The 20,143-nt window shown below is 60.7% G+C and carries 16 protein-coding genes; 10 read left to right on the forward strand and 6 right to left on the reverse strand.

The window, feature by feature from the left end; genetic code table 11:
* Window positions 1-21 precede the first annotated feature (21 nt).
* The 4 genes from ACI77I_RS09105 (at window position 22) to ACI77I_RS09120 (ending at window position 5,647) form a co-directional block, all read left to right on the forward strand.
* Window positions 22-1,467, forward strand: a complete 1,446-nt coding sequence (locus ACI77I_RS09105) for an aldehyde dehydrogenase family protein (RefSeq protein WP_242154461.1) — start codon at window positions 22-24, stop codon at window positions 1,465-1,467.
* Between the two features lie 183 nt (window positions 1,468-1,650).
* Entirely contained in the window at window positions 1,651-3,015 is a 1,365-nt protein-coding gene (locus ACI77I_RS09110; RefSeq protein ID WP_406997357.1) for an MFS transporter, read from the forward strand.
* Window positions 3,016-3,026: 11 nt separating this feature from the next.
* The gene (gene garD, locus ACI77I_RS09115) at window positions 3,027-4,580 is read left to right on the forward strand and encodes a galactarate dehydratase (protein WP_406997358.1); all 1,554 of its coding nucleotides are present in this window, start codon (window positions 3,027-3,029) and stop codon (window positions 4,578-4,580) included.
* Window positions 4,581-4,705: 125 nt separating this feature from the next.
* Window positions 4,706-5,647, forward strand: a complete 942-nt coding sequence (locus tag ACI77I_RS09120; protein ID WP_094950410.1) for an AEC family transporter — start codon at window positions 4,706-4,708, stop codon at window positions 5,645-5,647.
* A 134-nt stretch (window positions 5,648-5,781) separates the two neighbouring features.
* Here the strand turns inward: ACI77I_RS09120 and ACI77I_RS09125 are convergent, their stop codons facing one another.
* The 6 genes from ACI77I_RS09125 to gatC all read right to left on the reverse strand — a co-directional run bounded on the left by ACI77I_RS09125 (window position 5,782) and on the right by gatC (window position 11,025).
* On the reverse strand, window positions 5,782-6,165 hold the full coding sequence (locus ACI77I_RS09125) for a carboxymuconolactone decarboxylase family protein (RefSeq protein WP_094950411.1): 384 nt from the start codon (window positions 6,163-6,165) through the stop codon (window positions 5,782-5,784).
* Window positions 6,162-7,208 carry a calcium/sodium antiporter gene (locus tag ACI77I_RS09130; protein WP_406997372.1) on the reverse strand — a complete coding sequence of 349 codons (1,047 nt, stop codon included), beginning with the start codon at window positions 7,206-7,208 and terminating at the stop codon, window positions 6,162-6,164. Before ACI77I_RS09130 ends, ACI77I_RS09125 begins: the two co-directional genes overlap by 4 nt.
* A 60-nt stretch (window positions 7,209-7,268) precedes the next feature.
* Window positions 7,269-7,640, reverse strand: coding sequence for a septal ring lytic transglycosylase RlpA family protein (locus ACI77I_RS09135; RefSeq protein ID WP_406997359.1), 372 nt, complete (start codon window positions 7,638-7,640; stop codon window positions 7,269-7,271).
* Between the two features lie 173 nt (window positions 7,641-7,813).
* A complete protein-coding gene (gene gatB / locus ACI77I_RS09140) occupies window positions 7,814-9,259 on the reverse strand; it encodes an Asp-tRNA(Asn)/Glu-tRNA(Gln) amidotransferase subunit GatB (protein WP_406997360.1) in 1,446 nt (481 codons plus the stop codon).
* A gap of 10 nt (window positions 9,260-9,269) precedes the next feature.
* On the reverse strand, window positions 9,270-10,721 hold the full coding sequence (gene gatA, locus ACI77I_RS09145) for an Asp-tRNA(Asn)/Glu-tRNA(Gln) amidotransferase subunit GatA (RefSeq protein ID WP_263274514.1): 1,452 nt from the start codon (window positions 10,719-10,721) through the stop codon (window positions 9,270-9,272).
* A 16-nt stretch (window positions 10,722-10,737) separates the two neighbouring features.
* Window positions 10,738-11,025 carry an Asp-tRNA(Asn)/Glu-tRNA(Gln) amidotransferase subunit GatC gene (gene gatC / locus ACI77I_RS09150; protein WP_083360145.1) on the reverse strand — a complete coding sequence of 96 codons (288 nt, stop codon included), beginning with the start codon at window positions 11,023-11,025 and terminating at the stop codon, window positions 10,738-10,740.
* Between the two features lie 210 nt (window positions 11,026-11,235).
* Between gatC and mreB the strand changes: the two genes are divergently transcribed.
* The 6 genes from mreB to ACI77I_RS09180 all read left to right on the forward strand — a co-directional run bounded on the left by mreB (window position 11,236) and on the right by ACI77I_RS09180 (window position 20,114).
* Window positions 11,236-12,273, forward strand: a complete 1,038-nt coding sequence (gene mreB / locus ACI77I_RS09155; protein ID WP_002555108.1) for a rod shape-determining protein MreB — start codon at window positions 11,236-11,238, stop codon at window positions 12,271-12,273.
* Window positions 12,274-12,412: 139 nt separating this feature from the next.
* A complete protein-coding gene (gene mreC, locus ACI77I_RS09160; protein WP_263275084.1) occupies window positions 12,413-13,558 on the forward strand; it encodes a rod shape-determining protein MreC in 1,146 nt (381 codons plus the stop codon).
* Window positions 13,558-14,046, forward strand: coding sequence for a rod shape-determining protein MreD (mreD, locus tag ACI77I_RS09165; protein ID WP_094950416.1), 489 nt, complete (start codon window positions 13,558-13,560; stop codon window positions 14,044-14,046). The genes mreC and mreD overlap by 1 nt, the downstream gene beginning before the upstream one ends.
* 51 nt (window positions 14,047-14,097) lie before the next feature.
* On the forward strand, window positions 14,098-14,694 hold the full coding sequence (locus ACI77I_RS09170) for a nucleoside triphosphate pyrophosphatase (RefSeq protein ID WP_094950417.1): 597 nt from the start codon (window positions 14,098-14,100) through the stop codon (window positions 14,692-14,694).
* Between the two features lie 70 nt (window positions 14,695-14,764).
* Window positions 14,765-16,222 carry a ribonuclease G gene (rng, locus tag ACI77I_RS09175; protein WP_053254407.1) on the forward strand — a complete coding sequence of 486 codons (1,458 nt, stop codon included), beginning with the start codon at window positions 14,765-14,767 and terminating at the stop codon, window positions 16,220-16,222.
* A gap of 76 nt (window positions 16,223-16,298) precedes the next feature.
* Window positions 16,299-20,114, forward strand: a complete 3,816-nt coding sequence (locus ACI77I_RS09180) for a YhdP family protein (protein WP_406997361.1) — start codon at window positions 16,299-16,301, stop codon at window positions 20,112-20,114.
* The last annotated feature ends 29 nt before the right edge of the window (window positions 20,115-20,143 follow it).

Genomic DNA, 20,143 nt, shown 5'->3' on the forward strand with positions numbered 1-20,143 from the left:
TTTTGCGTCAGGAGAAGATGTGTGTCCCAAGCCAAACGTTTTGAAAACTACATCAACGGCGAGTGGGTGGCCGGTGCCGACTACTGCAACAACATCAACCCGTCGGAGTTGTCCGATGTTATTGGCGAATACGCCAAGGCTGACGTAGCCCAAGTCAACGCTGCCATCGACGCCGCCCGTGCCGCTTTCCCGGCTTGGTCGACCTCCGGCATCCAGGCTCGCCACGATGCCCTGGATAAAGTCGGCAGCGAAATCCTTGCCCGCCGTGAAGAACTCGGCACCCTGCTGGCCCGGGAAGAGGGCAAGACCCTGCCCGAAGCCATCGGCGAAGTGACCCGCGCCGGTAACATCTTCAAGTTCTTCGCCGGTGAATGCCTGCGCCTGTCTGGTGACTACGTGCCGTCGGTGCGCCCGGGCGTCAACGTTGAAGTGACCCGCGAAGCCTTGGGTGTGGTCGGCTTGATCACCCCGTGGAACTTCCCGATTGCAATCCCCGCCTGGAAAATCGCTCCGGCCCTGGCCTACGGCAACTGCGTAGTGATCAAGCCGGCCGAATGGGTGCCCGGCTGCGCCTGGGCCCTGGCCGAAATCATCTCCCGCGCCGGCTTCCCCGCCGGTGTGTTCAACCTGGTGATGGGCAGCGGCCGTGTGGTGGGTGACGTGCTGGTCAACAGCCCGAAAGTCGACGGCATCAGCTTTACCGGCTCGGTCGGCGTGGGGCGTCAGATCGCCGTCAGTTGCGTATCGCGCCAGGCCAAAGTGCAGTTGGAAATGGGCGGCAAAAACCCACAGGTCATCCTCGATGACGCCGACCTCAAGCAGGCCGTCGAGCTCTCGGTACAGAGCGCGTTCTACTCCACCGGTCAGCGTTGCACCGCCTCAAGCCGTTTGATTGTTACTGCCGGTATCCACGACCAGTTCGTCGCGGCCATGGCCGAGCGCATGAAGTCGATCAAAGTTGGCCACGCGCTGAAAAGCGGCACCGACATCGGCCCGGTGGTTTCCCAGGCCCAGTTGGACCAGGACATGAAGTACATCGACATCGGCCAAAGCGAAGGCGCGCGACTGGTCAGCGGTGGTGGCTTGGTGACCTGCGACACCGAAGGTTACTACTTGGCGCCGACGTTGTTTGCCGACAGCGAAGCCGCCATGCGCATCAGCCGTGAAGAGATCTTCGGCCCAGTGGCCAACGTGGTGCGCGTAGCGGATTACGAGGCGGCGCTGGCCATGGCCAACGACACCGAGTTCGGCCTGTCGGCGGGCATTGCCACCACCTCGCTGAAGTACGCCAACCACTTCAAGCGCCACTCCCAGGCCGGGATGGTGATGGTCAACCTGCCGACCGCCGGGGTGGACTACCACGTGCCGTTCGGTGGCCGTAAGGGCTCGTCTTATGGTTCGCGCGAGCAGGGTCGCTATGCGCAAGAGTTCTACACCGTGGTGAAGACCAGCTACATCGGTTCGTAGGAAACGCCCCGGTAGGCACCGGCTTGTGTGGGCGCTGGCTTGCCTGCGATGCAGTCACCTTGGTGCTTCAATGAGACCGAGGCGATGCTATCGCAGGCAAGCCAGCTTCCACAGAAAGCGGCTCCTGCAGTTAAAACAGAAATGATTACCCGCAAAAAAAATAATTAGTGGGAGTACTTCTTCATGCAAGCGACCAAGCCGACCCGCGTCCGCTATTTGATCCTGCTCATGCTGTTTGTGGTGACCACGATCAACTACGCCGACCGGGCAACTATCGCCATCGCCGGTTCCAGCCTGCAAAAAGACCTCGGCATCGACGCGGTCACCCTCGGTTACATCTTCTCCGCATTCGGTTGGGCCTACGTGGCCGGGCAAATTCCCGGTGGCTGGCTGCTGGACCGGTTCGGCTCGAAAAAAATCTATGCCCTGAGCATCTTCACCTGGTCGCTGTTCACCGTGCTGCAAGGCTATGTGGGTGAATTCGGGGTCTCCACCGCCATCGTCGCGTTGTTCATGCTGCGCTTTTTGGTGGGCCTGGCTGAGGCGCCGTCGTTTCCTGGAAATGCCCGCATTGTTGCGGCGTGGTTTCCTACGGCTGAACGCGGCACGGCCTCGGCAATTTTCAACTCGGCGCAGTACTTCGCTACGGTGCTGTTTGCACCGCTGATGGGCTGGATCGTCTATACCTTCGGCTGGCAGCACGTGTTTATCGTGATGGGCAGCATCGGCATCCTGTTCTCGCTGATCTGGCTGAAACTTATCCACAGCCCGCGCCAGCACCCGATGATCAACGCGGCCGAACTCAAGTACATCGCTGAGAACGGTGCGATGGTCGACATGGATCAAGACAAGGCCAAGGGCCAGAAAATCGACGGCCCGAAGTGGGATTACATCCGCCAGTTGCTGACCAATCGCATGATGCTCGGCGTGTACCTGGGCCAGTACTGCATCAACGGCATCACCTATTTCTTCCTGACCCGGTTCCCGGTGTACCTGGTGCAGGAGCGTGGCATGACCATTCTCAAGGCCGGCTTCATTGCTTCGCTGCCGGCGGTCTGCGGGTTTATCGGCGGGGTATTGGGTGGGTTGATTTCCGATTACCTGCTGCGCAAGGGCCATTCCCTGACGTTCGCGCGCAAGGCGCCGATCATTGGTGGGTTGCTGGTGTCGTCCAGCATCGTGGCGTGCAACTACGTGGATATCGAATGGATGGTGGTGGGCTTCATGGCCTTGGCCTTCTTCGGTAAAGGCGTTGGCGCACTCGGTTGGGCGGTGGTGTCTGACACCTCGCCGAAACAAATCGCCGGGCTCAGTGGCGGCCTGTTCAATATGTTTGGCAACCTGGCGTCGATCAGCACGCCGATCGTGATTGGTTACATCATCGCCACCACCGGCTCGTTCAAGTGGGCCTTGGTGTTCGTCGGCGCTAACGCGCTGCTGGCGGTATTCAGCTACCTGGTGATCGTCGGCCCGATCAAGCGTGTGGTGCTCAAAGAGCCGCCCAGCAAAGGGCCAGAGCTGACCCAACTTACCGAAGCGCATTCCTGAGGGGCGATGTAATGCAGTTGATTGAACATGCCGACTCGCCGCGCTCGATCCGTTTGCACGCGCGCGACAACGTGGTGATCGTGGTCAACGACCAGGGCGTACCGGCGGGCACCGAGTTCCCGGACGGCCTGGTGACCGTGGATTTCATCCCACAGAGCCACAAGGTGACCCTGGAAGACATCCCCGAAGGCGGTCAGATTATTCGCTACGGCCAGACCATTGGTTACGCCCTGGCGCCGATTCCACGCGGCAGTTGGGTGCAGGAAGACCAACTGCGCATGCCCACCGCGCCACCGTTGGACAGCCTGCCGCTGTCCACGGAAGTGCCGCAAGCCCAGGCGCCGTTGGAAGGCTTCACGTTTGAGGGTTACCGCAACGCCGACGGCACCGTGGGCACGCGCAATATCCTGGGCATCACCACCACGGTGCAGTGCGTCACCGGCGTGCTGGACCATGCGGTCAAACGCATCAAGGAGGAGTTGCTGCCCAAGTACCCGAACGTCGATGACGTGGTGGCGCTGACCCATAGCTACGGCTGCGGCGTGGCGATCACTGCGACGGATGCGTATATCCCGATCCGCACCGTGCGCAACCTGGCGCGCAACCCTAACCTGGGCGGCGAAGCGCTGGTGATCAGCTTGGGCTGCGAGAAACTGCAGGCCGGGCAGGTGATGCACGACAACGACAGCTCCGTCGACCTGAGCGAGCCGTGGCTGTATCGGCTGCAGGATTCCAGCCATGGGTTTACCGAGATGATCGAGCAGATCATGGCGCTGGCCGAGGTGCGCTTGAAGAAACTCGACCAGCGCCGCCGCGAAACCGTGCCAGCGTCGGAGTTGATCCTGGGCATGCAGTGCGGTGGCAGTGATGCGTTTTCCGGCATCACCGCCAACCCCGCGCTGGGCTACGCCTCGGACCTGCTGCTGCGGGCTGGGGCTACGGTAATGTTTTCCGAAGTCACTGAAGTGCGTGATGCGATTTACCTGCTGACGTCGCGCGCTGAAAGCAAAGAAGTTGCCCTAGCCCTTGTAAGAGAAATGGACTGGTACGACCGTTACCTGGCCAAAGGCGAGGCGGATCGCAGCGCCAACACCACGCCGGGTAACAAGAAGGGCGGGTTGTCGAATATTGTCGAGAAGTCTCTGGGCTCCATCGTCAAATCCGGCAGCAGCGCGATCAATGGCGTGCTCGGCCCGGGCGAGCGTTTCAAGCGCAAAGGCCTGATCTTTTGCGCCACGCCGGCCAGTGACTTTGTGTGCGGCACCTTGCAATTGGCGGCTGGGATGAACCTGCATGTGTTCACCACCGGGCGTGGCACGCCGTACGGGCTGGCGATGGCGCCGGTGGTGAAGGTTTCCACGCGTACGGAATTGGCGCAGCGCTGGCCGGACCTGATCGATATCGACGCCGGACGCATCGCCACCGGGCGTGCGAGCATTGAGGCATTGGGCTGGGAGTTGTTCCACTTCTACCTGGATGTGGCCAGCGGCAGGAAGCAGACGTGGGCGGAGCAGCATAAGCTGCATAACGACATCACCTTGTTCAACCCGGCGCCCATTACCTGAGACCTACCCGGACGTTGTGGGAGCAGGCAAGCCAGCTCCCACATTTGATCGGTGTTGCCCGGACGAACCGGGCCGCATGGCTTATCATTAGCCACCTGACGACACCCACCAAGGTTCTCCCCGGCATGCTGGCTATCTTCCTCACCACCCTTACCATCACCGCGCCGGTGTTTGCCATGCTGTTCCTCGGTGTGCTGCTCAAGCGCATCAACTGGATCAACGACAACTTTATCCACACCGCGTCGTCACTGGTGTTTAACGTCACCATGCCGGCGCTGCTGTTTCTGGGCATCCTGCATGCCGACCTGCACTCGGCGCTCAAGCCGGGGCTGCTGATCTATTTCGCCGTTGCCACGTTGCTCAGCTTTGCCCTGGCCTGGGGTTGGGCGCTTTATCGTTGCCCGCGTGAAGACCGCGGCATCTACACCCAGGGCGCGTTTCGCGGCAATAACGGCGTGATCGGCCTGGCCCTGGCGGCCAGCATGTACGGCGACTATGGCATTTCCCTCGGCGCGATCCTCGCCGCGCTGGTGATCCTGTTCTACAACACGCTGTCGACCATCGTGCTGGCGGTGTACAGCCCGGTGATCAAGTCCGACCCGTGGAGCATCTTCAAAAGTGTGGTGGCCAACCCGCTGATCATCAGCGTGATTGCCGCCGCACCGTTCGCGATCTTCAAGATCGGTCTGCCGGGGTGGCTGGAGTCGTCCGGCCAGTACCTGGCGGACATGACCTTGCCGCTGGCGTTGATCTGCATCGGCGGCACTTTGTCGTTGGCGGCCTTGCGCAAAAGCGGGAGCATGGCGTTGAGTGCCAGCCTGGTGAAGATGATCGGCCTGCCGCTCTTCGCGACGCTGGGCGCATGGCTGCTGGGCTTTCGGGGGCCGGAACTGGGGATTTTGTTTCTGTATTTTGGCGCGCCGACGGCGGCAGCGAGTTTTGTCATGGCCCGCGCGGCCGAGGGTAATCATGAGCTGGCGGCGGCGATTATTGTGATTACTACCTTGATGGCGGCGGTGACCACCAATATCGGGATTTTTGTGTTGCAGGCGGGTGGTTGGATCTGAAGGTTGTGGTGGGGTTGAAGGCCAATCGCAGGCAAGCCAGCTCCCACATTCGACCGCATGCTCATGCTGCAACTCGGTCAAGTGTGGGAGCTGGCTTGTCGGGTCGCCGCGCCGCTGCGATAGCTATCTAACAGTCACTGCTTATCTGCCTGATACGCCTCAATCACTTCCTGAGCCGCCCGAAACGCATCAATCGCCGCCGGCACGCCCGCGTACACCGCGCAATGCAGCAGCGCTTCGCGAATCTCCTCCACCGTACACCCATTGTTCAGCGCGCCACGCACGTGGCCCTTGAGTTCCTGCGGGCACTTGAGGGCGGTAAGGGCGGCGAGCGTGATCAGGCTGCGCGTCTTCAGCGGCAGGCCTTCGCGGTTCCACACGCTGCCCCATGCGTGGTCGTTGACGAAATCCTGCAGCGGCTGGGTGAACGCGGTGGCGTTGCCCAAGGCGCGGTCGACGAACACATCGCCCATGACCTGGCGGCGCATTTCAACCCCGGTTTTTTTCTGATCGGTCATTGCGGTTCCCTCTTGTGTTGGCGGCGCCAGGCTTGCAGCGAGGTGAACAACAGGAAGGCCACCAGCGCTGGCAGGACGTAATACAGCATCAATTGTTCAAGCTGGGTGGCCAGCGGCATGCCAAAGGTGAACGACACCACATGCAGCCCATACACCAGGTACAGGCCCAGGAACACCAGGCCTTCGGCACGGGTGACCCGGTAGCCGGTATAAAACACTGGCAGGCACAACACAATCACGCCGAGCATCACCGGCAGGTCGAAGTCGAGGGCGTTGGGTGACACCGACAGTGGCGAGGGGGCCACCAGCGCGGTAAACCCAAGCACTCCAAGCAGATTGAACAGGTTGCTGCCGATCACGTTGCCCACGGCAATCTCCCGCTCGCCGCGCAGCGCGGCAATCAGCGAGGTCGCCAGGCACGGCAGCGAAGTGCCGACACCGATCAGCGTCAGGCCGATGATGCGCTCCGACAGGCCCAGATCGCTGGCTACATCCACTGCCGCACCCAGCAGCAAATGCCCGGCCAGTACCAGGATCAACAGCCCGCCGAGCATCAGCAACGCGCTGCTCAGCCAGGGCGCCCTGGCCACCGTATCCAGCGTGCGTGGGCGGCGCGAATGGCGGGTCTGGTAGTGCAGCACGCCGAGGTAGGCAACCAAAGCAAGCAGCAGCAACAGGCCGTCGAACGGTGTCAGTGTTTCATTGGCCGCCAGGGTAAACACCAGCAAGCCGGCGAAAATCATTACGGGGATGTCCAGGCGCACCAGTTGCCGCGAGACCCGCAGCGGAATGATCAACGCAGCCAGGCCCAGGGTGACGAGGATGTTGAAGATACTGCTGCCGATCACGCTGCCCACAGCGATATCGGTATTGCCGGCCAAGGTGGCTTGCAGGCTCACGGTCATCTGCGGCGCGCTACTGCCGAAGGCGACGATGCTCAAGCCGATAATCAACGGCCGCACCTTGAGGCTGGCTGCCAGGCGCACGGCGGCGCGCACCAGGATTTCGGCGCCGACGATCAGCAGCACCAGGCCGCTGATCAGTTCGATCAGGCTCCAGGGCGAGAGGGCAGTTAATGCGGAAATGGCCAAAGCTCCCTTGATTTAGTTGCTCATGGCTTGCACGCGAACCCGTGCAGTGCCGCTGCTCAGCATACCGAGTTGTTCGGCAGCCTTGCGTGAAACGTCGATCAGGCGCCCACGGGTATGCGGGCCGCGGTCGTTGATGCGCAGCACCACGGACCTGTCGTTGTCGAGGTTGGTCACCTTGACCTGAGTGCCGAAGGGCAGGCGCCGATGGGCGGCGGTCAGGGCGTTCTGGTTGAAGGGTTCACCACTGGCGGTTCTGTTGCCATGGTGCTTGGCGCCGTAATACGAGGCGGTGCCGGTTTCGTCGTAGCCGTTGGGGTCGATGAGGCCGCTGGCGCAACCGGCCAACAGAGAGAACAGGGCCAGGAGGCCGAGTAGACGCTTCATTTTTAGGAAATCCCCAATTAAATGTGGGAGCTGGCTTGCCTGCGATACAGGCACCTCGGTATTTCAGTTGCACCGAGGCGATGCTATCGCAGGCAAGCCAGCTCCCACACAAGCCCGCTCCCACAAGGGGTCCGAGTTGGGCATGAAAGCCCACCCGGACCATTTCACCGCGATCAGCCTTCGAGCTTGCTTTTCAGCAGTTCGTTCACTTGTTGCGGGTTGGCCTTGCCTTTGGAGGCTTTCATCGCCTGGCCGACAAAGAAGCCGAACATCTTGCCGCGCTTGGCTTCGTCTGCCGCACGGTATTGCTCGACCTGTTCGGCGTTGGCCGCCAGCATCTCATCGAGTACGGCCGAAATCGCGCCGCTGTCGGTGACTTGCTTGAGGCCGCGCTTCTCGATGATTTCGTCCGCACTGTCTTCGCCGCTGGCCATCGCTTCAAACACGGTCTTGGCGATTTTGCCGGAGATGGTGTTGTCCTTGATGCGCAGCAGCATGCCGCCCAGTTGCTCGGCGGTAACAGGCGCATCGTCGATTTCCAGGCCCTGTTTGTTCAACAGGCTGCCCAGCTCAACCATTACCCAGTTGGCCGCCAGTTTGGCGTCGCCGGCGATGCTCACGACTTTTTCGAAGTAGTTGGCTTGCTCACGGCTGGACGCCAACACGCTGGCATCGTAGACCGACAAGCCGAACTGCGCCTGGAAGCGCTCGCGTTTCTGCTGCGGCAATTCCGGCAGGGTGGCGCGGATGTCATTGAGGAACGAGTCCTCAAGCACCACCGGCAACAGGTCCGGGTCGGGGAAGTAACGGTAGTCGTTGGCTTCCTCTTTGCTGCGCATGGCGCGGGTTTCGTCTTTGTTCGGATCGTACAGGCGCGTTTGCTGGATCACCCTGCCGCCGTCTTCGATCAGCTCGATCTGGCGACGCACTTCGCTGTTGATCGCCTTTTCGATGAAGCGGAACGAGTTGACGTTCTTGATCTCGCAGCGGGTGCCGAACTCGACCTGGCCTTTTGGCCGGATCGACACGTTGCAGTCGCAACGCAGCGAGCCTTCGGCCATGTTGCCATCGCAGATGCCCAGGTAGCGCACCAGCGCGTGGATCGTCTTGACGTAGGCCACGGCTTCCTTGGTGCTGCGCATGTCCGGCTCGGACACGATTTCCAGCAACGGCGTGCCGGCGCGGTTCAGGTCGATACCGGTGGCACCTGGGAATTCTTCGTGCAGGCTCTTGCCGGCGTCTTCTTCCAAGTGCGCGCGGGTCACGCCGACACGTTTGATGGTGCCGTCTTCCAGCGGTATGTCCAGGTAGCCCTTGCCGACGATCGGCAGCTCCATCTGGCTGATCTGGTAGCCCTTGGGCAGGTCCGGGTAGAAGTAGTTCTTGCGCGCGAACACGTTGTGCTGGCCGATCTCGGCGTCAATCGCCAGGCCGAACATCACCGCCATGCGCACCGCTTCCTGGTTCAGCACCGGCAATACGCCGGGCATGCCCAGGTCAACCAGGCTGGCCTGGGTGTTGGGTTCTGCACCGAACGTGGTGGCGCTACCGGAGAAAATCTTCGATTGGGTGGCGAGCTGGGTATGAATCTCCAGCCCGATCACAACTTCCCATTGCATAGTGTTCTCCTCAGAAGCCGGTAGGGGTGCGAGTGTGCCAGTCGGTGTTCAACTGGTACTGGTGCGCCACATTGAGCAGGCGGCCTTCCTGGAAATACGGGGCGAGCAATTGCACGCCGACCGGCAGGCCATCGACGAAGCCGGCGGGCATGGACAAGCCCGGCAAGCCCGCGAGGTTGGCGGTAATGGTGTACAGGTCTTCCAGGTACTCGGCGATCGGGTCGCCGGTCTTGGCGCCGATCTTCCAGGCCGGGTTTGGCGTGGTTGGGCCGAGGATCACATCGACTTCTTCAAAGGCCGCCATGAAGTCGTTCTTGATCAGGCGACGGATTTTTTGCGCCTTGAGGTAGTACGCGTCGTAGTAGCCGGCCGACAGGGCGTAGGCACCGACCATGATCCGGCGTTGTACTTCGCTGCCGAAGCCTTCGCCACGCGAGCGTTTGTACAGGTCGGTGAGGTCTTTCGGGTTTTCGCAGCGATAGCCGAAACGTACGCCGTCGAAACGCGACAGGTTCGAGGAGGCTTCAGCCGGGGCGATCACGTAGTACGCAGGAATCGCGTGCTGGTTGTTCGGCAGGCTGATTTCCTTGATCACGGCGCCGAGCTTTTCCAGTTCCTTGACGCTGTTGTGGACCAGCTCGGCGATACGCGGGTCGAGGCCGGCGCTGAAATACTCTTTCGGCACGCCGATGCGCAGGCCTTTGATCGACGTATTCAGGCTGGCGCTGTAGTCCGGCACGGGCTCATCGATGCTGGTGGAGTCCTGTTTATCGAACCCTGCCATACCTTGTAACAATATTGCGCAGTCTTCGGCAGTGCGTGCCAATGGGCCGCCCTGATCGAGGCTGGAGGCGTAGGCGATCATGCCCCAACGGGAAACGCGACCGTAGGTCGGCTTCAAACCAGTGAGGTTGGTGAACGCGGCGGGCTGGCGGATCGAGCCACCGGTGTCGGTCGCGGTAGCCGCCGGCAGGAAGCGCGCGGCAACGGCCGCCGCCGAACCACCCGACGAGCCGCCTGGCACGTGTTCCAAGTTCCACGGGTTTTTCACCGCGCCGTAGTAGCTCGACTCGTTGGCCGAACCCATGGCGAACTCGTCCATGTTGGTCTTGCCCAGGGTCACGGCCCCGGCGGCAGCCAGCTTGGACACCACGGTGGCGTCGTAGGGCGCTTTAAAGTTGTCGAGCATCTTCGAGCCGCAGCTGGTGCGAATGCCCTGGGTGCAGAACAGGTCTTTGTGGGCGATCGGTGCGCCCAGCAGTGCGCCATTCTCACCATTGGCGCGACGCACATCGGCGGCCTTGGCCTGGCTCAGGGCCAGTTCTTCGGTGAGGCTGATGAAGCTGTTGACCTTGGGATCGTGCTCGGCGATGCGCGCAAGCAGGGTCTTGGTCAGCTCTTCGGAAGAAAACTTTTTGTCGGCGAGACCGCGGGCGATCTCGGCCAGAGTCATGTGATGCATTGCAGGCTCTTTCCCTTTAGTCGATGACTTTCGGAACCAGGTACAGGCCGTTTTCGACCGCTGGCGCGATGGACTGGTAGGCCTCGCGATTATTACGCTCGGTCACAACGTCTGCGCGCAGGCGCTGGCTGGCTTCCAGTGGGTGAGCCAGGGGCTCGATGCCGTCGGTATTGACGGCCTGCATTTGGTCGACCAGCCCGAGAATGCTGTTCAGGGCTGCGGTGGTCTGTGGAAGATCGGCTTCAACCAGGTCCAAGTGGGCCAGGTGAGCGATTTTTTCCACGTCGGAGCGTTCAAGCGCCATGGGATTCTCCAGTGGAAAACAGAACGGAGGGCGTCCGTGTGTTAGATTGTCGGAACACTACCGCATTTCTACGGTCATAAGGCCGCGATTGTGGGGGTTGGTGCACAGAAAGTCGGCCAATTTAGCACATTGGCGCCTTGCCCAAAATCCCTGTCGTTGTTAGAGTTTGCCGCACTTTTTTACCCACGCGTTGCCTAGGGTCCTTTCCCCATGTTCAAGAAACTGCGTGGCATGTTTTCCAGCGATCTTTCCATTGACCTGGGCACTGCCAACACCCTTATTTACGTGCGCGAGCGCGGTATCGTTCTGAATGAGCCATCGGTTGTGGCCATTCGGACCCATGGTAATCAGAAAAGTGTCGTTGCCGTTGGCACCGAGGCCAAGCGTATGCTCGGCCGAACACCAGGCAATATTGCTGCCATTCGTCCGATGAAAGATGGCGTGATCGCCGACTTCAGCGTCTGCGAGAAGATGCTGCAGTACTTCATCAATAAGGTTCACGAAAACAGCTTTCTGCAGCCCAGCCCTCGTGTGCTGATCTGCGTTCCGTGCAAGTCCACCCAGGTTGAGCGTCGTGCCATCCGTGAATCGGCCCTTGGCGCCGGTGCCCGTGAAGTGTTCCTGATCGAAGAGCCAATGGCTGCTGCGATCGGTGCTGGCCTGCCGGTTGAAGAAGCGCGCGGTTCGATGGTGGTGGATATCGGTGGTGGTACCACTGAAATCGCCCTGATCTCCCTGAACGGTGTGGTGTATGCCGAATCCGTGCGTGTAGGCGGCGACCGCTTCGACGAAGCGATCATCACTTATGTACGTCGTAACTACGGCAGCCTGATCGGCGAATCCACCGCCGAGCGCATCAAGCAGGAAATCGGCACCGCTTACCCGGGCGGCGAAGTTCGCGAGGTTGATGTTCGCGGTCGCAACCTGGCCGAAGGCGTTCCACGTGCTTTCACCCTGAACTCCAATGAAGTGCTGGAAGCTCTGCAAGAGTCCCTGGCCACCATCGTTCAGGCCGTGAAGAGCGCACTGGAGCAATCGCCTCCGGAACTGGCTTCCGATATCGCCGAGCGTGGCCTGGTGCTGACCGGTGGTGGCGCCTTGCTGCGCGACCTCGACAAGCTGCTGGCTCAGGAAACCGGTCTGCCGGTGATCGTCGCCGAAGACCCGCTGACCTGCGTCGCCCGTGGCGGTGGCCGTGCACTGGAAATGATGGATAAACACACCATGGACCTGCTCTCCAGCGAATAAGATCGCTTGGATGGTTCATGCTTCGCCCGCAGGCAGCACTTTGCAGTGCTGCCTGTTGGCGTTTATCTTCTTCAATCTGCATCCAGGCCGGTTTGATGCCGTATGAATAAAGAGAACATTTGCCTGGGAGGAGCGGATTATTAAACCGCTTTTCGCCAAAGGCCCCTCATTGGGCGTGCGCTTATTGGTGCTGGTCGTGCTTTCGGTCGCGCTGATGGTGGTCGATGCCCGCTTTGCACTGCTCAAGCCCGTGCGCAGCCAGATGTCGCTGGTGTTGATGCAGACTTACTGGATCACCGACCTGCCGCAACGTCTCTACCAGGGCGTGGCCAGCCAATTCGGCAGCCGCACTGAGCTGGTCGCCGAGAACGAAAAACTCAAGACTGAAAACCTGCTGTTGCAGGGGCGCATGCAAAAGCTGGCGGCCCTCACCGAGCAGAACGTTCGGCTGCGTGAGTTGCTCAATTCCTCCGCACTGGTCAACGAGAAGGTGGAAGTGGCCGAGTTGATCGGCATGGACCCTAACCCGTTTACCCACCGCATCATCATCAACAAAGGTGAGCGCGACGGTGTGGTCCTCGGCCAGCCGGTGCTTGATGCCCGTGGCCTGATGGGGCAGGTGGTCGAGTTGATGCCCTACACCTCGCGTGTATTGTTGTTGACGGACACGACTCACAGCATCCCCGTGCAGGTGAACCGTAACGGCTTGCGCGCCATTGCCAGCGGCACCGGTAACCCGGAGCGTCTGGAGTTGCGTCATGTGGCGGACACTGCCGACATCAAGGAAGGCGACCTGCTGGTCAGCTCCGGCTTGGGCCAGCGCTTCCCGGCGGGTTACCCAGTGGCGACGGTCAAGGAAGTGATCCACGATTCCGGCCAGCCCTTCGCCATTGTACGTGCCGTGCCGACTGCCGCCTTGAACCGCAGCCGTTACCTGCTGCTGGTCTTCAGCGACAACCGCACGCCGGAAGAGCGTGCCAACGACGCCGCTCAGGCGCAGGAAGCGGAAGACAAGCAGAACGGCGCTGCGCCGACCATTCCTGCCACGGTGCCAAAACCTGCGTTCGTGGGGCCACCAGCCCCTGTGGCCGCCCCGGCAGCGCCAGTGGCAACGCCAGTCAAACCTGCGGCCCACAACGCTCGCCCGGCCAAACCGGCTGCGGCCAAGCCACCCGCGACGACGCCAACTGCTGCAACTCCGGCGGTTAAACCGCCTGCTGCTACCACCCCGGCAGCCCGGCCAGCGGCCGCAGCCCCGGCCACCACACGGCAGAGGGAGGAATAATGGCCGGTACTCATTCGCACAATGGCTGGATCGTCTGGCTGACCTTCGCCGTCGGCCTGCTGCTCAGCGTTTCGCCGTTACCGCAATTCATGGAAGTCCTGCGTCCTTTATGGCTGGCCCTGCTGCTGGCGTTCTGGTCGCTGACCTTGCCGCATAAAGTCGGAATGGTCACCGCAATGTGCCTGGGCTTGGCGGAAGACGTGCTCTATGGCACTTTGCTCGGTCAGAATGCGTTGATCCTGACCCTGATTACTTTTCTGGTGCTGTCGTTGCAGCAGCGCTTGCGCATGTTCCCGATGTGGCAGCAGTGCCTGGTGATCCTGGTGATCTTCGGCCTGGCGCAGTTGGTGCAACTGTGGCTCAGCGCCTTGACCGGTAACCGCCAGCCAACCCTGGCGTTGGTGCTGCCTGCGCTGGTCAGTGCATTGCTGTGGCCATGGGTCAGTTTTGGTCTGCGTGGGTTACTTCGTCGCTATAAAATCAATTGAATGGATTGCGAGGCTCTGCCTGGTTATCGAACCCTACAGGGAGAGTCTGCAATGAATTTGCTTTATCTGGCCTCGGGTTCCCCAAGGCGGCGTGAACTGCTGACCCAGATCGGTGTGCCCTTCACCGTGGTCAGCGCCGCCATTGATGAAACGCCTCTTACAAACGAATCTGCTGTTGCCTACGTCGAGCGCCTTGCGCGCGGCAAGGCCACGGCGGGTTTTGCTGCGCTTGAAAAAACGGCGGGCGCCTGCGTTTTAGGCGCCGACACGGCTGTGATCGTGGAGGGTCATATCCTCGGCAAACCGATGGATCAAGCGGATGCCTTGGCCATGTTGATGGCTTTGGCAGGGCGTGAACATGAAGTGCTCACGGCCATTGCGCTCACCGACGGCGAGCGCTGCGAAACCCGATGTGTAAGCAGTCGCGTACTGTTTCGCGGGATTTCTGTCGAGGAGGCTACGACCTACTGGCACAGTGGCGAACCTCAGGACAAAGCTGGCGGCTATGCTATCCAAGGGCTCGGGTCGGTGTTTGTCGCCGGGCTCAATGGCAGTTACTCCGCCGTGGTTGGCCTGCCGGTGTGCGAAACCGCGCAACTGCTCGAGCAATTCGGCATACCCTGTTGGCAAAACCTTACCGCGCGCTGAACGCCTTACTTGCGCGCCAAGCCTTAAGCGATCGGTCACTATTGTGAAAACGCCTGAACGAGACCCAGCCATGAGTGAAGAGATTCTGATCAATATCACGCCGATGGAATCGCGCGTGGCGGTGGTAGAGAACGGTGTTCTGCAAGAAGTGCACGTCGAGCGCACGCAGAAGCGCGGCATTGTCGGCAATATTTATAAAGGCAAAGTGGTGCGCGTGTTGCCGGGGATGCAGGCTGCATTCGTCGATATCGGCCTGGACCGCGCCGCGTTCATCCATGCTTCGGAAATCTCCCTGCGCGAAGGCCCTGCGGTCGAAAGCATCAGTGCGTTGGTGCACGAAGGGCAGAGCCTGGTGGTGCAAGTCACCAAGGACCCCATCGGTTCCAAGGGCGCGCGGTTGACGACTCAGTTGTCGATTCCTTCGCGTTACCTGGTGTACATGCCGCGTACTGCTCACGTCGGCATTTCCTTGAAGATCGAAGACGAAGCCGAGCGCGAGCGCCTGAAAAAGGTGGTCAGCGACTGCGTGGCTGCCGAGGGCATCAAGGAAGCGGGTGGCTTCATCCTGCGCACCGCCGCAGAAGGCGCCGGCGCCGATGAAATCCTTATGGACATCCGTTACCTGCGACGCCTCTGGGATCAGATCGGCGCGCAGATCAAAACCATCGGCGCACCCAGCGTCATCTATGAAGACTTGGGCCTGGCCCTGCGCACCCTGCGCGATCTGGTCAGCCCGAAGATCGAGAAAATTCGCATCGACTCGCGGGAAACCTTCCAGCGCACCACGCAGTTTGTCGCCGAACTGATGCCTGAAATTGCCGATCGCCTGGAACATTACCCTGGTGAACGGCCGATTTTTGACCTGTATGGCGTCGAAGACGAAATCCAGAAAGCCTTGGAACGCAAGGTGCCGCTCAAGTCCGGCGGCTATCTGGTGGTGGACCCGGCGGAAGCCATGACCACCATCGACGTCAACACCGGTGCGTTCGTGGGGCATCGCAACCTTGAAGAGACCATCTTCAAGACCAACCTCGAAGCGGCTACCGCGATTGCCCGCCAGATGCGCCTGCGCAACCTGGGCGGCATCATCATCATCGACTTCATCGACATGGAAGACGAAGAGCATCAGCGTCAGGTGCTGCGTACCCTCGAGAAGCAGCTGGAGCGCGATCACGCCAAGACCAATATCATCGGCATCACCGAGCTTGGCCTGGTGCAGATGACCCGCAAGCGTACCCGCGAAAGCCTCGAACAAGTGCTCTGCGAGCCTTGCAGCAGCTGCCAGGGGCGGGGCAAGTTGAAGACCCCGGAAACGGTTTGCTACGAGATTTTCCGCGAAATCTTACGGGAGGCGCGTGCCTATCAGGCCGAAGGTTATAGAGTGCTCGCCAACCAGAAAGTGGTCGATCGGTTGCTGGACGAGGAGTCTGGTAACGTCGCCGAATTGGAAGGTTTTATCGGGCGCACCATTCGCTTCCAGGTCGAAACCATGTATTCACAGGAACAATACGACGTGGTGCTGCTCTGATCCCCAATCGCTTTCTTTCTTCGAGACCGGCAGACCTTGATCTGCCGTCCGCTAATTGCCTTGAGGGTCGCCTGACATGGAGCGTCTGAAACGCTTTTTTGCCGCTTTGACCCGCTGGGGCCTGGGCTTGTGCGCCTTGTTGCTGGTACTGGCGGCGGTGTACGTGAGCCTGGGTCGTGAACTCACCCCGTTGGTGGCCGAATACCGCGCCGAAATCGAAGCCAAGACCCAGGCCGCGGTGGATATGCCTGTGCGCATCGGTAGCCTGGAAGGGCGCTGGAGCGGTTTCGCACCGATATTGCTGGCCCACGATGTGATGGTCGGCGAGGGCAGCAGTGCCTTGCGCCTGGACCAGGTTGAAGTGGTACCGGCTATCTGGGCCAGCCTGATGGCGCGCGAGGTGCGCATTGCCCACCTGGAAGTCAGCGGGTTGCAGTTGAGCGTCAAGGAAGACAAGGACGGCCACTGGGCGCTGCAAGGCCTGCCGGTACAAGATGATCAGCCGCTGGACCCGGAGCAGTTGCTGACACGCATGCAGATGGTCAAGCGCGTGTCGGTGCTCGATAGCCAGGTCACGCTGCAACCGTTCGCTCAGGCGCCGCTGACCCTGACATACGTGGGCCTTAGCCTGCACACCGGCGCCACGCGCCAACGCCTCGACGCCCGCCTGACCTTGCCGGACGGCCAGCCACTGGCCGTGAGCCTGCGCACGCGTATCCGCGCGAGCGAATGGAAAGACGCGCAAGTCCAGGCCTACCTGAGCCTTCCCCAGAGCGACTGGGCCAAATGGATCCCGGCCAAGCTGACCCAGCAATGGAAGCTTTCGCAATTCAAGGCGGGCGGTGAGTTCTGGCTCGACTGGGCCAAGGGTACCGTGCAAAATGCCGTGGTGCGCCTCAACTCGCCTCAGGTGAAGGGCAGCTACGCTGACCGCAAACCGGTGCATATCGAAAACCTTGCCCTCACGGCTTACCTGCAACGCAGTGATACCGGCCTTAAAGTGCTGTTTGATTCGCTGGCGATGAACATCGGTGAGACGCGCTGGGAATCACGCCTGCAATTGCAACAGAGCCTGGCCACCGATACCGCTCTGGAAGTCTGGAAGCTGCAGGCCGACCGCCTCGACCTGACCCCGATCACGCCGCTGCTGAATGCTTTGGCGCCCTTGCCGGAAGGCGTTGCCAAGACCATTGAACACCTGAAGGCCACTGGCGTGCTGCGTAACGTGCTGGTGGATTTGCGTCCCCAGGACACCACTGACCAAAAGGTCAGCTTTGCCGCCAACCTTGAGCGTATCGGCTTTAATGCCTACTTCGGCGCACCGGCTGCGCGGAACGTGTCCGGCAGCATCAGCGGCGACCTGGGCCACGGCGAGTTGCGCATGGACAGCAAGGACTTTTCCTTGCACTTGGACCCGATCTTCGCCAAGCCATGGCAGTACATCCAGGCCAATGCGCGCCTGACATGGAAGCTGGATAAGGAAGGTTTCACCCTGATCGCACCGTACATCAAAGTGCTGGGCGAAGAGGGCAAGGTCGCTGCGGACTTCCTGATTCGCCTGCATTTCGACCACAGCCAGGAAGACTACATGGACCTGCGGGTCGGCATGGTCGATGGCGACGGGCGCTTCACGGCCAAGTATTTGCCGGCCGTGTTAAGCCCGTCCTTGGATGAGTGGCTGCGCACGGCGATTCTCAAAGGCGCGGTTGACGAAGGTTTCTTCCAGTACCAAGGCTCGCTGAACCACGACGCGCTGCCGGCTGCACGCAATATCAGCTTGTTCTTCAAGGTGCATGATGCCGAACTGGCGTTCCAGCCGGGTTGGCCGCACGTAAGTAAGGTCAATGGCGAAGTGTTTGTCGAGGAGAGCGGTGTGCGTATCCTGGCGAGCAAGGGCCAGTTACTCGACACCAAGGTCAAGGACATCTACGTCAATATTCCTCATGCGCCTTCCGGCCAAGACAGCCACCTGCTGATTACCGGTGGGTTTGCTGGCGGCTTGGGCGATGGCTTGAAGATCCTCCAGGAAGCGCCGATAGGCACCGGTTCGACCTTCGCCGGTTGGAAGGGCGAGGGCGACCTGCAAGGCAAACTGGACCTGGACATTGCGCTGGTCAAAGGCGCCGATCCGAAGATCGTGGTGGACTTCCAGACCGACAAGTCCCGCCTGCAATTGGCCGAGCCGACCCTGGACCTGACCCAGCTCAAAGGCAATTTCCGCTTCGACAGCGCCAAAGGCCTGAGTGGCCAGAACATCTCGGCCCAGGCGTTCGACCGGCCGATCACTGCGCAGATTTTTGCCGATGGCAAACCGGGCAAAATCAGTACGCGCGTCAGCGCCAAGGGCCAGGTCACGGTCAAGCGCCTGACGGATTGGTTAAAAGTCAGCCAGCCGCTGCCGGTGTCCGGTGATATCCCTTACCAATTGCAACTGACCCTGGACGGCGCCGACAGCCAACTGATGGTCAGCTCCACCATGAAGGGCGTAGCAGTGGATCTGCCGGCACCGTTTGGCATGCCTGCCAGTCAGGGCCGTGACAGCGTGTTCCGTATGACCTTGCAGGGCGCCGAGCGGCGCTACTGGTTTGATTACGGCGAGCTGGCGAGCTTTACCTTTGCCTCGCCTCCAGACAACTTCAATGACGGTCGTGGGGAATTGTTCCTTGGCGATGGCGCTGCCCTGTTGCCAGCTAGCAAAGGCCTACGTATTCGCGGCGTGCTGTCGGAGCTGGACATCGACCCGTGGAAAAAACTGGTAAACCGCTACGCCGGCAATGATCCGGGCGGCAGTGCCAAGCAACTGCTCAGTGGCGCTGATTTCAAGGTGGGCAAGTTGACTGGCTTCGGTACCCAGTTTGATCGGGTCAACTTGCAACTGGGTCGCAAGCCGGCTGCGTGGGGTTTGCAGTTTGACAGCCAGCAAGCCAAAGGCGCGGTGAACCTGCCGGATGCCAAGGGTGCGCCTATTGCGATCAACTTGCAGTACGTGAAATTGCCGGCGGTGGACCCGACGGTGCAGGCGAATGAGAACGCGCCGGACCCGTTGGCTGATATTGATCCCAAAGACATTCCGGCACTGGATATCGCCATCGATCAATTGTTCCAGGGGCCTGATCTGATAGGTGCCTGGTCGCTGAAGATCCGCCCAACCGCCAAGGGCCTGGCCTTCAACAACCTGGACCTGGGCCTCAAAGGCATGCAGCTCAAGGGTGCCGGTGGTTGGGAAGGCGCGCCGGGTGACAGCAGCAGTTGGTACAAAGGCCGCCTGGATGGCAAGAACATCGCCGATGTGCTCAAGGGCTGGGGCTTTGCGCCGACCGTGACGAGTGAAGACTTCCATCTGGACGTGGACGGTCGCTGGCCGGGTTCGCCAGCCTGGGTCGGGCCCAAGCGTTTCTCCGGTAGCCTGGACGCTGCATTCCGCAAAGGCCAGTTCGTTGAAGTGGAAGGCGGCGCCCAGGCCCTGCGGGTATTTGGTTTGCTCAACTTCAACTCCATCGGTCGCCGTTTGCGCCTGGACTTCTCGGACTTGCTCGGCAAAGGTTTGAGCTATGACCGGGTCAAAGGCTTGCTGGCGGCCAGTAATGGCGTGTTCGTGACCCGTGAGCCGATCACCATGACCGGGCCATCCACTAACCTTGAGCTCAATGGCACGCTGGACCTGGTGGCCGACCGGGTCGACGCCAAGTTGCTGGTCACATTGCCGGTGACCAACAACCTGCCGATTGCCGCATTGATTGTCGGTGCGCCGGCCATTGGTGGCGCGCTGTTCCTGATCGACAAGTTGATCGGCGACCGTGTGTCGCGCTTCGCCAGTGTGCAATACAAGGTGCAAGGTCCATGGAAGGATCCAAAAATCACCTTCGACAAGCCATTTGAAAAACCAAACTGAGAGCCTGTGGAGTAGCATGGCCGCATGCC

It is taken from the genome of Pseudomonas sp. D47 (assembly GCF_045447305.1).
Taxonomy (GTDB): Bacteria; Pseudomonadota; Gammaproteobacteria; order Pseudomonadales; family Pseudomonadaceae; genus Aquipseudomonas.